This window comes from Desulfosarcina ovata subsp. ovata (assembly GCF_009689005.1).
Classification (GTDB): Bacteria; Desulfobacterota; Desulfobacteria; order Desulfobacterales; family Desulfosarcinaceae; genus Desulfosarcina; species Desulfosarcina ovata.
The window spans coordinates 4,720,013-4,735,761 of the sequence record NZ_AP021879.1; the positions used below are offsets into that span (position 1 = coordinate 4,720,013).

9 protein-coding genes are annotated in these 15,749 nt (G+C 61.3%); 5 read left to right on the forward strand and 4 right to left on the reverse strand.

Going from position 1 to position 15,749, the window contains the following annotated elements:
- Positions 1–465: 465 nt before the first annotated feature.
- Positions 466–2,964 carry a M1 family metallopeptidase gene (locus GN112_RS20920; protein WP_162459052.1) on the forward strand — a complete coding sequence of 833 codons (2,499 nt, stop codon included), beginning with the start codon at positions 466–468 and terminating at the stop codon, positions 2,962–2,964.
- Between the two features lie 2 nt (positions 2,965–2,966).
- Here GN112_RS20920 and GN112_RS20925 read toward each other — a convergent pair whose 3' ends face one another.
- From GN112_RS20925 to GN112_RS20940, 4 genes are read right to left on the reverse strand one after another with little or no spacing between them, the layout of a single operon-like run.
- Positions 2,967–3,617 carry a hypothetical protein gene (locus tag GN112_RS20925; RefSeq protein WP_155311995.1) on the reverse strand — a complete coding sequence of 217 codons (651 nt, stop codon included), beginning with the start codon at positions 3,615–3,617 and terminating at the stop codon, positions 2,967–2,969.
- Positions 3,618–3,668: 51 nt separating this feature from the next.
- Positions 3,669–4,409 (reverse strand): arylesterase, encoded by a 741-nt coding sequence (locus GN112_RS20930; protein WP_155311996.1) that lies wholly within the window; start codon positions 4,407–4,409, stop codon positions 3,669–3,671.
- Positions 4,402–6,897, reverse strand: coding sequence for an ABC transporter permease (locus GN112_RS20935; protein WP_155311997.1), 2,496 nt, complete (start codon positions 6,895–6,897; stop codon positions 4,402–4,404). The genes GN112_RS20930 and GN112_RS20935 overlap by 8 nt, the downstream gene beginning before the upstream one ends.
- A 2-nt stretch (positions 6,898–6,899) precedes the next feature.
- Positions 6,900–7,565 (reverse strand): ABC transporter ATP-binding protein, encoded by a 666-nt coding sequence (locus tag GN112_RS20940; protein ID WP_155311998.1) that lies wholly within the window; start codon positions 7,563–7,565, stop codon positions 6,900–6,902.
- Between the two features lie 237 nt (positions 7,566–7,802).
- Here GN112_RS20940 and GN112_RS20945 point away from each other — a divergent pair, with 237 nt between their 5' ends.
- The 4 genes from GN112_RS20945 to GN112_RS20960 are packed head-to-tail and all read left to right on the forward strand — an operon-like array spanning position 7,803 to position 15,745.
- Entirely contained in the window at positions 7,803–11,102 is a 3,300-nt protein-coding gene (locus tag GN112_RS20945) for a helicase-related protein (protein ID WP_155311999.1), read from the forward strand.
- Positions 11,099–12,961, forward strand: a complete 1,863-nt coding sequence (drmB, locus tag GN112_RS20950; RefSeq protein ID WP_162459053.1) for a DUF1998 domain-containing protein — start codon at positions 11,099–11,101, stop codon at positions 12,959–12,961. Before GN112_RS20945 ends, drmB begins: the two co-directional genes overlap by 4 nt.
- A 9-nt stretch (positions 12,962–12,970) precedes the next feature.
- The gene (locus GN112_RS20955; RefSeq protein WP_155312001.1) at positions 12,971–14,152 is read left to right on the forward strand and encodes an ATP-binding domain-containing protein; all 1,182 of its coding nucleotides are present in this window, start codon (positions 12,971–12,973) and stop codon (positions 14,150–14,152) included.
- A 51-nt stretch (positions 14,153–14,203) separates the two neighbouring features.
- Positions 14,204–15,745 carry a hypothetical protein gene (locus GN112_RS20960; protein ID WP_155312002.1) on the forward strand — a complete coding sequence of 514 codons (1,542 nt, stop codon included), beginning with the start codon at positions 14,204–14,206 and terminating at the stop codon, positions 15,743–15,745.
- The last annotated feature ends 4 nt before the right edge of the window (positions 15,746–15,749 follow it).

Sequence of the window (15,749 nt, forward strand, 5' to 3'; positions counted from 1 at the left end):
AAAAACCGGCCCTTCCTGAACACGCACCATCCCCGAAAGTGGGGAAATGCCAAATGCCAAAGCCCAAATGTCAAATGAAGGATGAAATCGATTTTAAAATAGATATAGCATTCAAGATAATGTTTTTGGGCTGCGTTATCGGTCGTCGCAGTATTACAATACGACTTCCTCCCTCTGGCCTTGCCAAAAACATTATCTTAAATACTATAGAATACCACCATTTTTCATTTGGTCTTTGATATTCATGGACGCTCTAATTTTGGGGAGAAAAGCAACCCGGAAATCTACATGCGATTGCCCTGACGGTCGCTCCCCGCTCCCTTTGAATCCCATGACGGGTGCCCGGCAATCGGTGCGCGGGACGGTTGCGCCGGCCGGTCGCCCGTGATAGAACGCCAATAAACCAACAAACAACCGGCAACCGATCCGCCCGAGTTGCCGCTACCCCATCGGATGGAGTCCAGCATGACTTTTTTCATTACCCCGGATACTTATGCCCTTACCATCGAGCCGGACCTCGACCGTTTCACCTTTGCCGGCCAAATGGTCCTTTCCGCCACCGCCGACCAGCCGGTGGCGACCATTGACCTGGACTGTGCCGAGCTGGCCATCTGGCGCTGCCTGCTGGGTACGGACGAGAAGGACGCGCCACCGGTCGAATGCGCCTTCTGCGTCGACCCGGCCAAGGAGGCACTGACGGTGCAGTTGCCCAAGACGGTCTCGGGATCGTTTGTTCTGACCGTCGAATACACCGGCCGGATCAACGACCGCATGGCCGGCTTCTACCGCAGCCGGATCCATGTGGACGGCGGCCCCAGCCACATGGCGGTGACCCAGTTCCAGGAGAGCGATGCCCGCCGGGCGTTTCCCTGTTTCGACCATCCGGCCCGCAAGGCGGTTTTCACGCTGGAGATGCTGATCCCCAAGGGGCTGACGGCCATCGCCAACACCGCGGTCCAGTCCGCCGACGAACTGGACGACGGGCGCCAGCGGATTGTTTTCGAACCGACGCCCAAGATGTCCACCTACCTGCTCTTCTTCGGGGTGGGGCCCTTCGAGATTCATACCGACGACGTCGATCCCCGGGTGCGGGCCGTCTGCCTGCCGGGCATGGGCGAGCAGACCGGATTCGGCAGGGTGTTCGGCCGCAAGGCCCTGGCCTACGGTGAGGAGTACTACGCCATTGATTACCCCTTGAGCAAAATGGATCTCATCGCCGTGCCCGATTTCGCCTTCGGCGCCATGGAGAACTGGGGCGCCATCACCTTTCGTGAGAACCTGCTGCTGCACGTTCCCGGTGTCACCTCCCGCGAGGGGGAGTCGCGCATCTGCGAGGTGATCGCCCACGAGATCGCCCACCAGTGGTTCGGCAACCTGGTTACCCCTGAGGATTGGAAGTACCTGTGGCTGAACGAGAGCTTTGCCACCTATTTCGGCTACGGCATGGTGGACCACTACCACGGGGACTGGGAGATCTGGCAGCAGTTCGTGCGCAGCCAGACCGAGACGGCCCTGGCCCGCGACGCCCTGCACGAAACCTTTGCCATTGAAATGCCCGGTGGCGCTGCGGTGGCCATTACCACCAGTACGGCACCGATCATCTACAGCAAGGGGGGCAGTGTCCTGCGGCAACTGGAGGCCTGGATCGGACCGGACCATTTCAAGGCCGGGCTGCGGCATTACCTGAAGACGTACACCTATGGCAGCGCCGCCAGCCATCATCTTTGGGAGGCCCTTTCCGAGGTTTCCGGCATGCCGGTAACCGGACTGATGAAAAGCTGGGTCACCCAGCCCGGTTTTCCGGTCATCACCGTCCGGCGCAGCGGCGAGACCCTCGCCGTCAGTCAGCGGCTTTTCTCATATCTGCCCAACGATTCCGCCCAGTTCTGGATGGTACCGTTGACGTTGACCACTTATCGCCAGGATGGATCGAGCGCGATCCAGACCCTGATCATGGACCGGCCGGAAGCCGAAATCGCCCTTCCGCCGGGCAGTATCGCCTACAAGATCAACCCCGGGCAAACCGGGTTCTACCATGTGCATTGCGCGGATACCGACAATCTCGATCACCTGGGCGCCATGGTGAAAACGGGCTCCCTACCGGCCATGGACCGCTGGGGGGTGCAGAACGATCTTTATGCGCTGGTCAAATCCGGTGCCCTTCCCATGGCCACCTACCTGACCATGGCCGGTAACTATATCAACGAAACCGACTACCTGCCCCTTTCCAGCCTGGACAGCCACCTGTTCGAGGCCTATCTGCTGCTCGAGGGGGAGGTACGCACGCGTACCGGCCAGGTGGCCGAGTCGCTGATCCATGCGGCCCTTGCAACCGTTGGGGACGTGCCGGTTGCGGAGGAGTCCCAGACCACGGCCATGCTGCGCGACCAGCTGCTGGTCCACGCGGCGCTGCTGGGCAATCGGGCGGTGACAGATGGCCTCGATGACCAGTTCAAGGTCTTTATGGGGGGCGGGGACGTTCCGGCAGATATTTTCCGGGCGGTGATGACTGCCGGTGCCGTCAGCGGTGACCAGGCGGCCCTGGATGCCATGATCCGCCGCTATGAAGCCAGTTCGGTGGAGCATGAACGCATGACCCTGGTGGCGGCCTTGGGCAGTTTCCGCCAGTGGCCCCTGCTGGAAAAGGCCCTGGACTATGCCCTGGAACGGGTGCCGGACCGCATCCGCTTCATGCCCCTGGTGGCCGCGGCCGGTAATCCGGCGGCCGGCGAGCACCTCTGGCCCTGGTTCGAGGCCAATCTGGCGCGCATGCAGACGATGCATCCGCTGCTTTTCGAACGGGTCGTGGCGGCCTTCGTGCCCGGTCCCGGTCTCACGGACCCCGAGCGCACCCGGGCTTTCTGCAAGACTCTGCTGGAGCAACAGCCCCGCCTGAAGGACGTGCTGGCGCTCTCCCTGGAGCGGCTGGCGGTGAATGCGGCCATGAAGGCACGCGAAAAGTAATTTTAGGCGTTTGTCTGGGAAGAATCGATCACATTCTTGAAGCGGCCGATCTCTCCATCCAGCAAACTCGGGTTTCTGAATTGCGGATACGGGTGGTAACGATCGTCTTCGAAGGGCTCGTGCTGGGGATCGGTCAGATCCAGGATCTGCCTTGTGTAACAGAACGCACCGTAGCGCACAAAACCATATCCGCCGATCAGGGGCAGTTCATGGCGCAACCCCTTTGCCGTGCCGATGATTTTTTTGCTGACCGGCGTAATGCCATCTTGCGTGAAGATCTGGTTGACCAGTTGGATGATGGGGGGGATATCTTCCGCCGATTTGCAGTACAGCGTGGCGAATTTGCCCTTCACCAGTCCGCTGAAATTCTCATAGTGCCGTTTTGACGCCGCATATTTATAAACCAGGCCGGTGGACGCCATGCGATTTTCAAACAGTTGCAGGGATGGCAGGACCCGGGCGTATTCGGCCGGGTAGATGGAAAGATGAATTTTCCATCCGGCAACATACCACTGCACCTGCCGGCGCATTTGGGGGGTGATTTCGCGGGTTGTCGACCGGCGGAAAAAAAAGGTTTGCGTGTGCATTTCGCAATCACGCATGATCGCCGTATAATCGCTGTCCCGGAATGAACGGATCGAATGCCAAGGCATGGTATCTGGATTTTCTCCTCTATTGACGGTGTGGGTTTTTCCCCGGCATGCTCATTCGGCCGAAGACTTCCGGATGGCGTCCATCACATAAGGCAACACCGTTTCCACCACAACCGCGTACCCACGGTCCGTGGGATGCAGATGGTCCGGCTGGTTGAGGCTGCTTTTGCCGGCCACGCCTTCGAGAAAAAACGGGATGAAAATCAGGTCGTGCTTTGCGGCGATGCTCGGGTAGATGCGGGCAAAGGCATGGGTGTAGTCGGGTCCCAGGTTGGGCAGCATCAGCATGCCGGCCAGAATCACCTGGATCTGGTGGGCCTTGAGTGTGGTGACCAGCTGGTCGAGATTGGCTTCCAGCAGGCCGGGATCCAGGCCGCGCAAACCGTCGTTGGCGCCGGTTTCAAGGATAACGATATCTGGAGAGAGACTGCCGATCACCCAGTCGATGCGCGACACGGCGCCGCTGCTGGTTTCACCGCTCACCCCGGCATTGACCACGCGGTAGTCGTGGCCGGCCTCCTGCAGTCGCCGTTCCAGCTGGGCCGGATAGGCGTCTTCTGGGGATACCCCCAAGCCCGCGGTGAGGCTGTCGCCCATGGCCACGATGGTGCCGGCATAGGCGGGTACGGGCGCTTGGACTTGGGTGTCGGCATTTTCATTGGTCGGTTCCTGGCTGCAACCGGATAGAACCAGGCTGAAACCGATTACCAGCAAGATCAACCCATTGCGCAGTCGCTGCCGAGCACGCAGCCGGGTATTGGAATCAAAGGTGCTTTTTAAAGAATTAGCCATTCTGTTGCTCCCTTAAGAAAACCACCGGTTTCTTGGCCATGATCGATCGCGAAGCGAACAATCCCACGGCGATGGTGAGCAGCGTGGTTACCGCGATCAATGCCAGCGACAATGGCACAAACGGACGATAAGCGATATCAAATTTTTCAACGCAGATCCACCAGGCCCCGGCCTGGGCCATGCAAAGGGCCAGGCTACCGCCAAGCAAACCGATGATCAGGTTTTCCAGGGCAAAGACGCTGAGGACGAACCGCTGGCCGGCGCCCAGGATTTTATAGTAAACCGATTCCAGCATGCGCTCGTTGCGGGTGGCGAACACGGCGCTGATCAGAATCAGGATTCCGGCGGCGATGCTGAACAGGCTGAACAGGCGCAGAATGCGCGCCAGACGTGACATCAGGCGGGCCAGGGTGCCGAGGGTCTGGGACATGTCGATGACGCTGATGTTGGGCAGGTGGGCCACAATCCTATTTTGCAGCCGGCCCAGTTCGCCGGTCGGTACCTTCAGGGCGGCGAAGAGGGTCTGGGGCGCCTTTTCCAACACCGGTGTGGGGAAGACGAAATAGAAGAACGGGCTCAGGGCGCGGTTGTCGCGCGTGCGGATGCTGGCGATGCGGGCGGTCAGGGCTACGCCCTGGATGCTGAAGCGGATGCGGTCGCCGATGCGCATGGGCCGCATGTCCAGCACGGTATCCATCACCGATACCTGGGGCTCGTCCCAGTCGCTGCGAAACAGGCTATCGCCCTGGATCAGGGTTTCGTCGTCCAGCAGGGTCTCGCGGTAGGTCAGGTTGAAGACGCGCGCGAGGTTGTCGCGCCGCTGGCTGCTCTCCCGGCCGTGGTCGATGGCCGCACCGTTGATCGCCATCACCCGTGCCCGCACGATGGGGTAGAAGGTCACCGGCCGGCCCACGAGCGTGACGAAGGCTTCGGTCTGACCCCGCTGGATGTCAATGAAATAGGCGTCGGGCATATCGTCGGGAAAGGAACGCACAAAGGTGGCGTTGAGGTTTCTTTCGATGAGCAAATCCCCGAAAATGACGGTCAGCGAGACGGTCAGGGTGATCAGCACGGTACGGGTGGCATTGCCCCGGCGAAAGAGCCCACGGACCGCCTGGCGCAGGGCCAGGTGACGGATCGGCAGGCGCCGGATCGTCCCCAGGGCCAGCTGGGCCAATCCTGCCGCGGCCAGGATCATGGCCGCGATGGCGCCCACGAAGGTGATGCCAAAGCGGATGTCGCGCATGTGCCACAGCACCAGGACCAGGAAAAAGCAGAACGTCACCAGACCGAAGAGAATTCCGGGCCAGCGGCTGGCCGCCTCCTGACGCTGGCGGTTAAAGATCTGTACCGGGCGCAGGGCCTTGAGCCGGTAGAGCGGCAGCAATGAGAAGAGAATCACCACGGCCGCACCCAGCCCGACGGCCTCGGCAATGCCCCGCCAGGCGATGGACAATTGCAGCCCTTCGGGCAGAAACGGCGCCAGAATGCCGGCCAGACCGAACTGCACGGCCACACCGCTGGCCATGCCCAGGCCGCTGCCCACAGCGCCCAGGAGGGCGATCAGCAGCAGAAAGTGAACCGTAATGAAACGCCCGCCGGCGCCCACGGCTTTCATCACGGCGATGGTGGTCCGTTTTTCGTTGAACAGGGCCGTCAGGGTGCTCTGGATGCCCAGCCCGGCGACAATCAGGATAAACAGCCCGACCAGTTTCAGGAAGAAGAGAAAATTGTCCAGAAAACGTTTCACCGCCGATCGGGCGGTCAGGTAGGTGTCGATGCGCGTGGTGTCATCGGGGTTGGCCTGTTTCAGCGTTGCGGCGACGGCATCCACCTGTGTTGGAACCGACACTTTGAGCAAAACCAGGCGACGGATGCGGCTGCCGGTGGCCATCAGACCCATGGCCTTGAGATCCGCGGCGTGGATGAAGACCCGCGGGCCGAAGGCGAACAGCTCCAGGGGCCGGTCCGGTTCGGCAATGACCACATCGACGATCGTCAGGGTAGTGTAGCCCACCTTCAGGGCATCGCCCACCCGCAGCCCGGTGCGGTCGAGCAGGGTCTGTTCCACGATGGCCGTACCGGGTGCCAGCACCTGGCCGAAGGGCCGTCCTGAGGCCAGGGAGACCTGACCGTAGAAGGGATAGCCCGGTTCAACCACCTTGAGCCGGGAAAAGAGCGAGGCCGACTCGTCGGTGGCGCGCACCACGCTGGAGAGCTCGTAGATGCGTGCCACCTGAACGGCTCCCTGCGCGGCCAGTCGGTCGATGGCCTGCGTCAGCGCCGGGGCGACGGGCGCGTAGGATCGCACGACGATATCGGCGGCGTGCAGGTTGCGGGCGTCTTTGGCCAGGGCCAGGGCGATGCTGCGGGCGAAACCGGAAAAGGCAGTCAGGGTGGTCAGGGCCAGGGCCACGCAGAGCACGAAAAGCAGGGCCTGTCGGGACGAGCGGCGCGCCTGGCGCCAAATGGTGGTCAGGTGCTTCATGGTCAATCGTCCAGCCGGCCGTCTTTGAGGGGCAGCACCCGGTCCGCGGTCCGGGCGATTTCCGGGTTGTGGGTGACCATCACCAGGGTGGCGCCATGGGCATCTTTGAGATCGATAAGCTGTTGCAGAACGATGCGGCCGTTCTCCGAGTCGAGATTGCCCGTGGGTTCGTCGGCGAAGATCAGCTTGGGCCGGTTGATCAGGGCCCGGCACAGGGCCACGCGCTGCTTTTCGCCGCCGGAAAGCTGGCTGGGCAGGTTATCCGCCCGTGGCGACAGGCCCACCTGGGCCAGCAGCTCCGCCGCCCGGCGCGCCGCATCCCGGTCGCCGCTGAGTTCGGCCGGAAACATGATGTTTTCCACGGCGGTCATGGATGGCACTAGGTGAAAGGATTGAAACACGAAACCGATGGTCCGGTTGCGCAAGGGCGCCAGTTCCGTTTCCCTGGCCGTGGTGATCTCCCGGCCGTCGATGAAGACCCGGCCGCTGGTGGGCTGGTCCAGCCCCGAGAGCAGTGTCAGAAGGGTGGTCTTGCCGCTGCCGCTGCTGCCGTTGATCACGATGAACTCGCCGGCTTCCACGGAGAGGGACACATCCGCCAGCACGGTGATGTCGCGGTGATCGATCCGGTAGGTTTTGGTGAGGTGATGGGCATCGAGGATGGGCATGGGCGTCTCTCGTCTTGTTGGCTATGCTTCGGCTTCAGAGTTAAATCCAAACATAAGGCACGATCACCATTTTTCAATTTTGCTCAAGAAAGCCATTTTTTTTCGAGCCTCAGCTTGGGTCTAATTACCTTTCCAAGGAGTGCAGTATCCTGAATTTGTACACTTTCCTTGACTTCTCTGCCTGATTATGAGTAAGAATTCATTTCAACCCCCTTTAGGAAATCGAGAATATGGTAGATGAACAACCATGAAGCGTCTCCATATATCGAACCCCGCCGTCGTTTGGTCCGGTGGCTGCGAACATGCCTGATGGGCCCCGGTCCGAAATACGACGTCGAATCGGAAAAAGATATTCTCAACGGCCAACGTCCGACGCAGTTTTATCCCACCGGGATTCTGTTTCCCATCACGCCGGGTGGCGCAGGTATCGATCGGGCGGCAGAACCGGAAGATGACGAGGACGGCGTTGCCTCATCCGACCGGGACGCGGATTCGATGGGAGATGACCGCGCCGCCAAGCCCGCCGGTCATTCCAGACGCTACATTGCCCCTTCAGCCGTCGGTTTTTCGTTTTACGCCTCACGCGACATTGAATTCCACGTATCCGCCTGGGGTGCATCCTACCGGAGCCTATCCCGTGCCCGACACCAGTGGCAACGCATCCCCCTGAGCCCGAACAACGATCGCGCTGCGTTTGCGTTTCCATCCCCCCCGTCCCACCAACGGATCGAGTTCCGGCATCCGCTATGGGTGAACCCAGACGACGTTCCCCGGGCAGAGATATTCAGCCTGTGGCGCCCGTACAATTCGGGATGGTTGATTTCCATCAGCCTGTGCAACCGGCAACAGGTTTGCCGGGCCGACGAAATTCTGCCGCCGGAAGAAGAGAAAATTCGTCTCGAAGAAATGGCGTTTTTTGAAGTCGAACTCGCCTGCGCGATTGACGCGGGCGAAATCTATCCCTACCCACGCAAGGACCCTTCCCTCTTGGACGACGAGGAGATCGAGCTGGAACTGCAATACCGGCGCAAAAAGATTTTCGCCATCGGCCATGGGGCGGCGGTGGATTGGCAGCTTGACGCCGGGCGGGTCGACCGGCTGCAAACGGACTTTCTGCCCACGGCGGAAGTTCCCCTGGTCACTCCCGACAACGAGGCCATCGATCCCCGTACCCTGGCCCTTGATTTCCTGAGCCGGACCGGTACGGACCCGGACGTTTTCACGGCCCTGGAGGCGTTTGTGCAGGCCTACGGCCAATGGCTGGAAGCGCGGCAGGAAACCGTCGACCATTTTGAGGGATCGGAAAAAAAGGCCGGCGAACGGATCTTGGGGCGGATTCGCACGGCGCGTGACCGCATGGCCGGAGGCATCGATCTGCTGCGGCGGCACCCGGCGATGGCCGAGGCCTTTGCCCTGACCCACGCGGCCATGCGCAGCCAATGGGCCCAGCAGGACCGTATCCGGGGCAGGGCGCCGCGTACCTATCGCTGGCGGCCGTTTCAATTGGGTTTCCTGCTGCTCACGATCCGGTCCGTGACCGATGCGGACTGCGCCGAACGGGACATCGTCGACCTGATCTGGTTCCCGACAGGGGGTGGCAAGACCGAGGCCTACCTGGCCCTGATCGCCTTTCAGATCGTCTGGCGCCGCATGCAGTTTCCCACCAGCGGCGGCGGTACGGCAGTGATCATGCGTTACACCCTGCGGCTTCTGACCCAGCAGCAATTCGAACGGGCGGCAAGGTTGATCTGCGCCCTTGAAATCCTGCGCCAACGCCGGCCGGAACGCCTTGGCAGGGAACCGATTACCGCCGGTATGTGGGTCGGCAGCGCCACGACCCCCAATACGTTCAAGGATGCCATGGCCGAGATCCGCAAAGCCTCGCCGGACCAGGCGCCGCGGCGGTTCGTGTTCACCCGCTGCCCCTGGTGCGGCGGGCGGCTTTGGTGTCCCGGCGAACATGCCACCCGCCATGGGTTCCACGCAACGGACGCCCGTTTCCAAATCCGTTGCTTAAACCGGGAAAATTGCGCGTTCGGCAGCCGGGATCCGGGCGCCTTGCCGCTGAACGTGGTTGACGAGGCGCTTTATGCCGATCCCCCGACGCTCTTGTTTGCCACGGTGGACAAGCTGGCCCGCCTGGCCTGGGACCCCCGCACCGTGGCCTTTTTCGGCCATGGTGCCTGCCGGCCACCCGAATTGATCGTGCAGGACGAGTTGCATCTGATCGCCGGCGCGTTGGGGTCCATTGTGGGCATTTATGAGGCCGCCCTGGACGCCGTGCTGATTCAACGGGGGATTTATCCCAAATATATTGCCTCCACGGCAACGATCCGCAATGCCCGGACCCAGATTCAAAAACTTTTCGGCCGGCGTCACGCGGTGTTCCCGCCTCCCGGCATTGATGCCGACGATTCGTTTTTCACCCGGGCGTTGCCGGTCGATCGACACCCGGGACGGTTGTACCTGGGATATCTGGCCAGCATTGTTAAAAAAGAAGAGGCGTTTGCCGCCCTCACGGCCGCGCTTTTCGGCGCACCGGACGCAACCGGCATGGACACGCCAGCGCTTTCCGATGCCTGGCGTACCCTGATCGCCTACCACGGCAGCCTGCGCGGGGTCGGCGACAGCCATAACGCCTTGGCATACCGTACCAAATCGTATCGTGAGGCCCAGCATCAGCTTAAATGGTACGTTCGCCACGACCCGAGCGAGGAGGTTTCATCCGAGGATTCGGGCCGTCCGCAAAACGCCCCCCGCGTTGCCCAATTGACCAGCCACTACTCACCCGAGGAGAACGCCCGGACCTTCGGACGGCTGGCCTGCCCGGCCGGCGAATCCGAATGCCTGGATGCCGTGCTGGCCACCAACATGATCTCGGTGGGCCTGGATGTGGACCGCCTGGCACTCATGATCATCAACGGCCAGCCGCTGACCACGGCCGAGTACATCCAGGCCAGCAGCCGGGTCGGCCGCAGTGAGGTTCCCGGCCTGGTGGTGGCCAACTACTACCGCTGGCAGGCCCGTAGCCTCTCGCACTATGAGAATTTCAGGCCGTATCACGAATCCTTTTACCGTTTCGTGGAACCGACCAGCGTTACCCCCTTCACGCCCCAGGTGCGTCGTCGGGCCCTGCATGCCGCCCTGGTCATCGTGATGCGCCTGAGCATCGATGATCTGCGGGAAAACGGTGGCGCGGGCGCCTTCGATCCCTCCCGGGCGGTCATCCAAAAGACCATCGAAATATTGAAGCGACGCTGCCGGCAGGCAGACCCGGACCAGGCAGAGCAGACCGGGGGGCAACTCGATGCCCTGGCCGGCGATTGGGGCCGGTTTGCCGACGCGTGTCGAAAACAGGAGACCCGGCTCGTCTACCAGCGGCCGGCCAACGACCGCAGCACCGAAGCCCTGCTCTATGCCCACCAGGACGTTAAACACGGCAAATGGGCCACCCTCAATTCCATGCGCAACGTCGAGGACAGCGGCTTGCTGCGGGTGACACGACCGTTTTTGGCGCCGGAAAGCGAACGCCCATGACCGATCCGACCCCCATCCGGCTCTCCCATCTCATCGGGTTCTGCGCTCCCGGGGCCATCGTCAGAAGTGCCGATATGCTCATGGTGCCCATGGATACCCGCTATTGGACGCAAAACGGCCAACCCAAAGGGGGGGCGATAGTAAGGGTCAAGCGCCTTCAGGTGGCTCTGGGGATTGGCGACCGGCCCCTGCATTTTCCACCCACGGGCCGGATGGAGAAGGCCGGCAGAATCGTGGGAGACACCCTGCCGGCGGTGCGCTTCCCGCGCTGGATGCATTGCGAGCATTGCGGGCGCCTGTATTATCGGCTCTGGCGGCACCCCTCGGATCAGGATCTGTATTGCACCCATCCGGATTGCCGCCGCAAGGCCCGCCTGGCCCAGGTCCCGTGGGCGCTGGTGCACCCAAATGGGTATCTGGACGATATCCCCTGGTTCTGGCTGGCCCACCGGGCGCCGAAAGGCGACGTTCAGCGACACTGCAAGGACCGGGATTCACTGGTTTGGAAAGAAAACACGCTGCGTTGCGATACTTGCGGAGCACACAATAAATTTTGGGCCGGGGAGTTAACCGGCGAGAAATTCTTCTATGGTTATCGGTGGATGCAACAACAGCCCTGGCTTCGCGAACGGGTCCCTGTTCCGGAGCTTGAGCAGACCCTGCCCGTGGCCAGAGAAATCGGGGATGTGCGCATTTACGAAGCCCATACCGCCCGGGGCCTGGTGATTCCTCCCGAATCCCGTATCACCGACGCCTCTCCCCGCGTGATTCTGGAAGGCATGCCGGCAGAGCTGGACCTGCTGCGCACCCTGCGGGCAAAGAATGCCAAACAATTCGGCCGCAAACTCGCCAACCTGGCCCGCAAGCTGCGCTTTGCCCCCGAGGCGCTGGTCGGCGCGCTGGATGAAATCGACAGCGCCCTCGATACCGATCCGCCCTTTTCCGGCGACCTGCTGGGAGAGGAATTCAAGGCACTGACCACTCCCATCCCTGACTTGCGAGAAGAAGAGGACTTTATCACCGAGCATTTCACCACCCAGTGGCACGGCCTGGCCGGCGCATCCGCCTGGTCCGGGCAGGTGGCCCGGATTATCGGCCTTGTCGACCGGGTCGTGGCCGTCAACCGGCTGCGGGAGATCGTGGTTTACAAAGGCTTCGAGCGCCCTGCGGTGGCCGGGCCCGATATCGAGTGCCGGCTCGTGCCGCCGGATATCGTGGGCCGCCAGAACTGGCTCCCGGGCCTGGAGCTCTTCGGCGAGGGGATCTTTATCTCACTGAAAGAAGCAATCATCGGCGCCTGGGAGCAAAACGAGGCGGTGATCCGTCGCTGCCACACCACGGCGCGCCGCCTGGAAAATCATGGGGAGGAAGACCTGCCGCGCTACATGTTGCTCCACACCCTGGCCCATCTGATGATCCGCCAAATCGAATTCGACAGCGGCTACCCGGCCGCCGCGCTCAAGGAACGCCTGTATGCGCGCCGTGCCAAGGGACCGGACGCGCCGATGGCCGGCATCCTCGTCTATACGGCAGTACCGGATGTGGCCGGCTCGCTGGGCGGGCTGGTGGAACTGGCCCGGCCCGAACGCCTGCTGGCCATCCTGGAACGGGCCTTTACCCATGCCGAGTGGTGCGCGTTGGATCCGGTCTGCGCCGAGCATGACGGGCAGGGGCCGCAGTTGCTGAACCGGGCCGCCTGCCATGCCTGCACGTTATTGCCCGAGCCCTCCTGCGAGGTATCCGAAGCATTTGGCAATACCGTGCCGGCCAATACCCTCTTGGACCGCGCTCTGATCAAGGGGGTTGCTTCCGGTGGCGAAGAACCGCAGATTGCGCCGCTGCTGGAGTGGGTCGGATAGGGGAAAACGATGTCCGAACGCGACAAACGCCATTTTGAATTGCCGGGAATCAACGAATTGAGCAAGGCGCAGGAAGCCATCAACTACCTGGCGGCCGAAGGCAAATATCTCGTGGTGGGCGGGCCGGGAACCGGAAAATCGGTGGTGGCGCTTTTGCGGGCCCGTTACCTGGCCGGGGAAAAGCGCAAGTATCTTTTTCTCGTTTACAATGTCCTGCTTGAAATCGCCTGCCGTCAGCTCTATCCGGAACTGGAATGTGCCCGCTGGATCGGCTGGTTCAAAAACCTCCATCGCAACCTGTTCGGCAAAAATCCGATCCCGAAATCGATGACTCCGGGAGATTTCGATTGGAAACAGGTAGAAAACCGTATTGTAAACGCGGACAAGATGGAAACCTCGCTGGAAAATACCTGTCTGATCATCGATGAAGGCCAGGACATGCCCACTGGCTTTTATGAAGCCATTGACTATTTGGACGCCGAGCATCTGTTCGTGGCCGCTGACCAGAACCAGCAGATCACCGAAGCGAATTCAACCATCCGGGAAATACGGGAATGCCTGGAGATTCCCATCGAGGAGCAGATCCGGCTCACCGAAAATTTTCGGCAAAAGGACAAGGGCTATCATGTGGCTCTTTTGGCCGACGCCTTTTTCCCGGGCGATCCGGCCTCCACACACCCGCAACTGCCGCCACGACAATCCACCGAAACGCCGTGGCTGTATACCTATGGCAGGCCTCTTTTTGAAACGATCATCCGCCGGATCGTGTTGATCGTGGGCCGCCATCCCAGGGAATTGGTGGGCATCATCACCCCCACCGATGCTGTTCGCAACCGCTATTTTCATGCCATCCGGCAGGCGGCCGGTACCTTACGCGAAAACGGTGCCGAGGTCCCCGTGGCCACCTATCACAGCGGCATGGTGCGTTCGGCCCTGGGAGCGATCCGTTTCGACCGGGGCGGCATCCTGGTAATCAATGCCATGGCGTGCAAGGGACTGGAGTTCGATACGGTTTTCATTGCCGATGTGAACGATTTTTACCTGGACCCGGATACGAACAAAACCAAGCGCCTGTTTTATACCATGGTGGCCCGGGCCCGGGAACGCGTCTTTTTGCTGCGCAGGGCCGGAGACCATTGCGCCGTGGATGCCATCATGCCGGACGACGAAACCATTTTAAAACGAAATTAAAACCGGACCCTTCCGTGTTCATGGGCAACCGGTTGCCAAAAGGGGCTTTCAATGACCGATTCCAAATCCGATAAAACCCGGCCGGACAGCGCTCGCTGGCTGTTTCTCACCAACCAGATGAACCTGCAAATGATGCTGGCCGCCGGCTTGCTCATGTCCCGGGAAGGGTTTGGCGATAAATACTATCGCGACCTTTTGGATGACTGCCCGGGCTGGATTCCCCTTTTCCCCAATACCGCTCCGCGGGCTTTGGTGGACCGGGTGGTGGCCGAGGCCCGCCACCTGACGCCGGTGGCCGTCGAAGTGGATATCAGCGCCCTGGCGGGACCGGCCAAAACCGTATCGGTATTCGGTTCTCCCCAGGACATCACCTTGCCCGAAGTTCAAGGGAATACGGCCGAAATACTGCTGGTTCCCGCGCCCCTGCCACTCTCCCTGATCAAAAAAATCTATTTTAAATCCGCGGCGGACAAAACGGCCTTTATCAATCGCGCCCGCTCCCAATACCGCAACGTACCCGAGGCATGGTTTGCCAAGGCCTCCGGCAAAAAGTGGTTTGCCGGTCAATCCACGTGCACGCCGGGTCCGATCGCCCAGCGGGAAACGGTTCCCGGATCGATGGCGCGCGCCCAGGCCCTGGGCGGAACGTTTGCCCTGTTGTTTCACCTGGCCAATCGCAGCGATACGGGCAGCCGGTATTACCAATGGCTGACAGGAACGACCGACGACTCACCGGAGGTTGACCCGATCCTGACCTTTTTTCCGGCCTGGCTGCGCCGGGAGGCCGCCTTTCCGCCGGACAAAATCCAGGTCAAGCTGTTCTGGACCCTGGTCAACGATATCGTATCGGCCCAAGCCGGGGAGCTGTCGAGAGATGTGGTCCTGGAATCCATCCAACGGGAGATCGAGCAACTGGACGACCCTGCGCGGGAACGCTATCGGGAAAGCCTATGCCGCCTCTGTGACGACCTGAAAGCGCTGCGGGGGTTGTCCGACGATACCCTGGACGCACTGTTTCAGCGGCACCCCCGGACCTTTTCGCGAGCATTAATTCTCTTTTTTCTGATGAACAGCGGTCGTGAATTGTTGGCCTTCGCCCATGCGGCCCTGGCGATGGACGATGTTTTGGCCGCGGCGATTTTGTTCGGGGCCCGCGAGGGCTGGATCGATTTGGCCGTTGACCTGCGCCATGGCAAACGCTTTGCTGATGACATGGCCCTGCGCATGGCCAGGGCCTGCCATCATGCTGCCGCTTCCGGCCTGACCGTTGCCACTGAGGCGCCGCCGGCCCTTCCGTTGAGAACACTCTTGCGTGCTTCCGGCGAAGAGCAGCGGCAACAAAAGCGCATCGCAGCGGCCATGCTGGAGATCGCCCGGCGTCAAAAGTGGGACTGCATCGAAACCACCATCCGCCTGCCCAAGGGCCAATATCAACTGGTGGTGGAACCAGGCAGCACGCGCCTGGTTCTGGACGGGGATGTCAAAACGGTTCAGGCAAGCGTCCGGCAGGAGCTGTTTTGGGAGGCCATGTCGCAGCTTCCCCTGCCGCTGCCGGATGCCCTGGAACGTCTCGCCCGGAAAACCGTCGAGTAGGATG

What these genes read in the sequence shown, in the direction of transcription:
- GN112_RS20920 (WP_162459052.1), top strand. Translation starts at nt 466, where the DNA reads ATGACTTTTTTCATTACCCCGGATACTTATGCCCTTACCATCGAGCCG.
- GN112_RS20925 (WP_155311995.1), bottom strand. Translation starts at nt 3,617, where the DNA reads ATGCCTTGGCATTCGATCCGTTCATTCCGGGACAGCGATTATACGGCG.
- GN112_RS20930 (WP_155311996.1), bottom strand. Translation starts at nt 4,409, where the DNA reads ATGGCTAATTCTTTAAAAAGCACCTTTGATTCCAATACCCGGCTGCGT.
- GN112_RS20935 (WP_155311997.1), bottom strand. Translation starts at nt 6,897, where the DNA reads ATGAAGCACCTGACCACCATTTGGCGCCAGGCGCGCCGCTCGTCCCGA.
- GN112_RS20940 (WP_155311998.1), bottom strand. Translation starts at nt 7,565, where the DNA reads ATGCCCATCCTCGATGCCCATCACCTCACCAAAACCTACCGGATCGAT.
- GN112_RS20945 (WP_155311999.1), top strand. Translation starts at nt 7,803, where the DNA reads ATGAACAACCATGAAGCGTCTCCATATATCGAACCCCGCCGTCGTTTG.
- drmB (WP_162459053.1), top strand. Translation starts at nt 11,099, where the DNA reads ATGACCGATCCGACCCCCATCCGGCTCTCCCATCTCATCGGGTTCTGC.
- GN112_RS20955 (WP_155312001.1), top strand. Translation starts at nt 12,971, where the DNA reads ATGTCCGAACGCGACAAACGCCATTTTGAATTGCCGGGAATCAACGAA.
- GN112_RS20960 (WP_155312002.1), top strand. Translation starts at nt 14,204, where the DNA reads ATGACCGATTCCAAATCCGATAAAACCCGGCCGGACAGCGCTCGCTGG.